Source organism: Marinomonas epiphytica, assembly GCF_054780655.1.
Genome location: NZ_BAAGVX010000029.1, coordinates 1 through 3912, shown reverse-complemented (window position 1 = coordinate 3912; position 3912 = coordinate 1). Strand labels below are relative to the sequence as shown.

The 3912-nt window shown below is 44.5% G+C and carries 4 protein-coding genes and 6 tRNA genes; all 10 read left to right on the top strand.

The window, feature by feature from the left end:
* Nucleotides 1-40: 40 nt before the first annotated feature.
* A tRNA-Asp gene (locus ACYVGZ_RS08135) sits at nucleotides 41-117 on the top strand.
* 313 nt (nucleotides 118-430) lie between these two features.
* Nucleotides 431-506, top strand: a tRNA-Val gene (locus ACYVGZ_RS08130).
* 34 nt (nucleotides 507-540) lie between these two features.
* Nucleotides 541-617, top strand: a tRNA-Asp gene (locus tag ACYVGZ_RS08125).
* Between the two features lie 218 nt (nucleotides 618-835).
* Nucleotides 836-911: transfer RNA gene (locus ACYVGZ_RS08120), tRNA-Val, on the top strand.
* A 34-nt stretch (nucleotides 912-945) separates the two neighbouring features.
* Nucleotides 946-1022: transfer RNA gene (locus ACYVGZ_RS08115), tRNA-Asp, on the top strand.
* Nucleotides 1023-1245: 223 nt separating this feature from the next.
* A tRNA-Val gene (locus ACYVGZ_RS08110) sits at nucleotides 1246-1321 on the top strand.
* A 356-nt stretch (nucleotides 1322-1677) separates the two neighbouring features.
* Nucleotides 1678-2157 (top strand): YHS domain-containing (seleno)protein, encoded by a 480-nt coding sequence (locus ACYVGZ_RS08105; protein ID WP_460753772.1) that lies wholly within the window; start codon nucleotides 1678-1680, stop codon nucleotides 2155-2157.
* Between the two features lie 157 nt (nucleotides 2158-2314).
* Nucleotides 2315-2686: a DUF3703 domain-containing protein gene (locus ACYVGZ_RS08100; RefSeq protein ID WP_460753769.1), complete on the top strand. Its 372-nt coding sequence runs from the start codon at nucleotides 2315-2317 to the stop codon at nucleotides 2684-2686.
* Nucleotides 2687-2806: 120 nt separating this feature from the next.
* On the top strand, nucleotides 2807-3109 hold the full coding sequence (locus ACYVGZ_RS08095) for a hypothetical protein (protein WP_460753766.1): 303 nt from the start codon (nucleotides 2807-2809) through the stop codon (nucleotides 3107-3109).
* A gap of 1 nt (nucleotide 3110) precedes the next feature.
* Nucleotides 3111-3698, top strand: a complete 588-nt coding sequence (locus ACYVGZ_RS08090; RefSeq protein ID WP_460753764.1) for a hypothetical protein — start codon at nucleotides 3111-3113, stop codon at nucleotides 3696-3698.
* Nucleotides 3699-3912: the final 214 nt, after the last annotated feature.

Genomic DNA, 3912 nt, shown 5'->3' with positions numbered 1-3912 from the left:
CCACCACTTATAGGAAAGTGGCTAAACAACCTATGACAATGGAGCGGTAGTTCAGTTGGTTAGAATACCTGCCTGTCACGCAGGGGGTCGCGGGTTCGAGTCCCGTCCGTTCCGCCACTTACTTTTGATAGAGTGAGTAGGCTTGTAGATATACCATCATTGCGATGGGTGTGTAGCTAAGTTGGGATTCGTTCTCACAAGGCGCATAGATACCGGGAGTTAAGAACTCCGATCGAAAGATCTAAAACTGCAACGGGTGTGTAGCTCAGTTGGAATTCGTTCCTGCAAGGCGCATTGATACCGGGAGTTAAGAACTCCGATCGAAAGATCTAAAACTGCAACGGGTGTGTAGCTCAGTTGGAATTCGTTCCTGCAAGGCGCATTGATACCGGGAGTTAAGAACTCCGATCGAAAGATCTAAAACTGCAACGGGTGTGTAGCTCAGTTGGGAGAGCGTCGCCCTTACAAGGCGAATGTCGGGAGTTCGAACCTCTCCACACCCACCACTTATAGGAAAGTGGCTAAACAACCTATGACAATGGAGCGGTAGTTCAGTTGGTTAGAATACCTGCCTGTCACGCAGGGGGTCGCGGGTTCGAGTCCCGTCCGTTCCGCCACTTACTTTTAAAGTAAGCATCTACCTAAAGATGTAAAACTATATGGGTGTAGCTTAGTATGGATTCGTTCCTACAAGGCGCATAGATACCGGGAGTTAAGAACTCCGATCGAAAGATCTAAAATTGCAACGGGTGTGTAGCTCAGTTGGAATTCGTTCCTGCAAGGCGCATTGATACCGGGAGTTAAGAACTCCGATCGAAAGATCTAAAACTGCAACGGGTGTGTAGCTCAGTTGGGAGAGCGTCGCCCTTACAAGGCGAATGTCGGGAGTTCGAACCTCTCCACACCCACCACTTATAGGAAAGTGGCTAAACAACCTATGACAATGGAGCGGTAGTTCAGTTGGTTAGAATACCTGCCTGTCACGCAGGGGGTCGCGGGTTCGAGTCCCGTCCGTTCCGCCACTTACTTTTAAAGTAAGCATCTACTTAAAGATGTAAAACTATATGGGTGTGTAGCCCAGTTGGAATTCGTTCCTGCAAGGCGCATTGAAACCGAGAGTTAAGAACTCCGATCGAAAGATCTAAAATTGCAACGGGTGTGTAGCTCAGTTGGGATTCGTTCCTACAAGGCGCATAGTCACCGGGAGTTTGAACTCCACATCTACCTAAAGATGTAAAACTATATGGGTGTGTAGCTCAGTTGGGAGAGCGTCGCCCTTACAAGGCGAATGTCGGGAGTTCGAACCTCTCCACACCCACCATCTATTGGCTTATACAGTCACTCTAGATTTCCTCCTAAGCCCTTAAAATCGCAATGTGATTGCTCTTGCTTTGACTAATCCCGTTTTAATATTTCTCTTAATGATTTTCTCCTAAAACTATATTTAGCAGTGTAGCTATGCTGTGGCTGTATTGTGACCAGATCTGTTTTAAAACCTTACATCACGCCACCAAACCACCTTGGGTCAGATACAAGTCCTGCATACCCACTCGTCAGCCTTTATTAATTGGTAGATACATGCAAAGTCTTTTAGTATCAGTGTTTAGGCTCTCGGCGTGGTAAAAATAAGCTGGGGGTGAAAGCGACTGGGCAAAAAAGGCAATTACAAGAGAAAGAATGATGAAAAGCAGAAGACTAGTTCAATGGTGTTGCTTGGTGGTATGTATTCTATGTGGGGCTGGTACTGCTATGGCGGCAGAGCCTGTGAGTACTGGGTTTTGGAGTAACTCTGCTATCGGTGGGCACGATGTACTGGACTATTATCGTGAGGGCATTGAAGGCAGTAGCCCAGTCGAAAAAGGCACTAAGAAATTTATCGTGACATGGAAGGGTGCGGAATGGCATTTTGCCAGCCAAGCATCGGCAGATAAATTTGCCGCCAATCCTAATAAGTACGTTCCTCGTTATAACGGATTTTGTGCCAATGCACTGGCGTTAGGTGAAGGCTTGATTCCGACGAGTGGTCAGGTTTGGGAATTTTTCGGAGAAGAGTTGCACTTATTTTTCGCAGAGCGTGGCCGCCAAAGGTGGTTGAATGGCGACTGGAAAACTTTCCAAGCCCAAGCGGATAAAGCTTGGCAAGCTTCTCTTGATTAGAGGGTATCAAGGTGGTGGTTTTCGTTTGCTTGTTATAAGGCCATTCTTAAAGGGTTGATTGCCCCTGATCAAAAGGGTCTGTTAAAGTGTGGAAGGTTCACTGCAAGTTCATACTTGTTACGGGCGGGGCGTCATACACCATTACGAGGATAAAAATATGATGAGTAAGTTCTCTAAAAACATTGCCAATGATGTGAAATATGAATTAGCTCAGGCAAAGGCGCTGGAAATAGAAGGTAAGCTTTCAAAATCATTTCATCATTTAGAAAATGCTCATGTGCTGGGGCAAGAGTCTACTTGGTGGCATGTTAAAGTGCATTTTCTCATGCTTCTTTGGGCTTATCGTCAAAGAGATGTTAAAGAAACTGTTGGCCAAATTGTTCGTATTATTGGCGCGGCAACGAAAACTGCAATAGGTTTGGTTCCGGCAGGTAATACTGGTGGCTCAAATATTAGTCCATTTAAAAGGCTACCAATTTCATCAAAGCATCAGGCCGCCATAACCAAAGCCAAAAGTAGGGTAGGGTAAGCTTCTGTACTCGTCATTTCTATCGCGAGAAAGTAACACGTGGGGCGGCTTTGTTATTATGCCCCCCGTTCCTGCATTCGTTATTAGAAAGTTAAATATTTGCCGAATTTGGTGAGAGTAATGATTTATATAACACAACTGATCTATGTGAAAGGTGGCCAAGAGGGTGTATTCCATGAGTTTGAAAGCTACGCCATTCCGATCATCAAAAAATATGATGGGGAGTTAATGCTTCGGATCCGGCCAGACGCGAAGAATTTTATTGAAGCCTCTGTAGAGCAACCATATGAAGTACATATTGTTCGGTTTAATAGTCAGCAGGATTTCGATAATTTTTTAAATGACGAGGAAAGGATCAAGTATCTTGGCCTAAAAGAGCAGTCGATTAGAGAATCTTTCTTGATTAAAGGTGAGGCCTTATAAAATGTTAATGGATGCTAAGGTGGGGTTAAGCGGCATAGCCATCATTTTAACTTTTATAGCATTCATACCCTACATACGCTCAATTTTATCTGGAGTTACAAAACCCCATTCCTTTTCTTGGGTGATTTGGGGAACAACGACCATAATTGTATTTTTCGCGCAGGTAGAAGCTAATGGTGGTCTGGGAGCCTGGCCTATTGGGGTGTCTGGTTGCGTTACTATTTTTATTGCGGCTTTAGCTGTTTTTAAACATGCTGATATAAAAATAACCAAAATTGATTGGATGTTTTTCTTAGCGGCACTTATGTCCTTACCATTCTGGTATTTTACCTCGAACCCGCTTTGGGCTGTGGTGGTATTAACTGTTGTGGATTTACTTGGCTTTGGTCCAACTATTCGCAAAGCCTACGACTTTCCTCATGATGAAAACTTACCCTTCTTTATGTTATTTATGGCTAGAAATGTGTTCGCCATTCTAGCGCTAGAGCACTACTCATTAACAACGGTGCTATTTCCTCTGTCTGTTAGTTGCGCGTGCTTGTTACTGTTAATCATGATTAGCTATCGTCGCCGTATTGTTTGCGCCTAAACATCATTAAAATCTAGTGTTCACCCCAAACCGTAGGGGGCCGTTAGGCCGAAGGCCGTAATGCACCGCTGGGAACGCAGTTCCCATAATGTAGTGGTTCAATAATCCCGGACACCCAAATAAATGGTAAGCTTGCCACAACAGAGGTGTCCAATGAAAAAGAAACGTCGATCATTCACTCCAGAATTCAAACTTGAAGCTGCAAGCTTAGTTC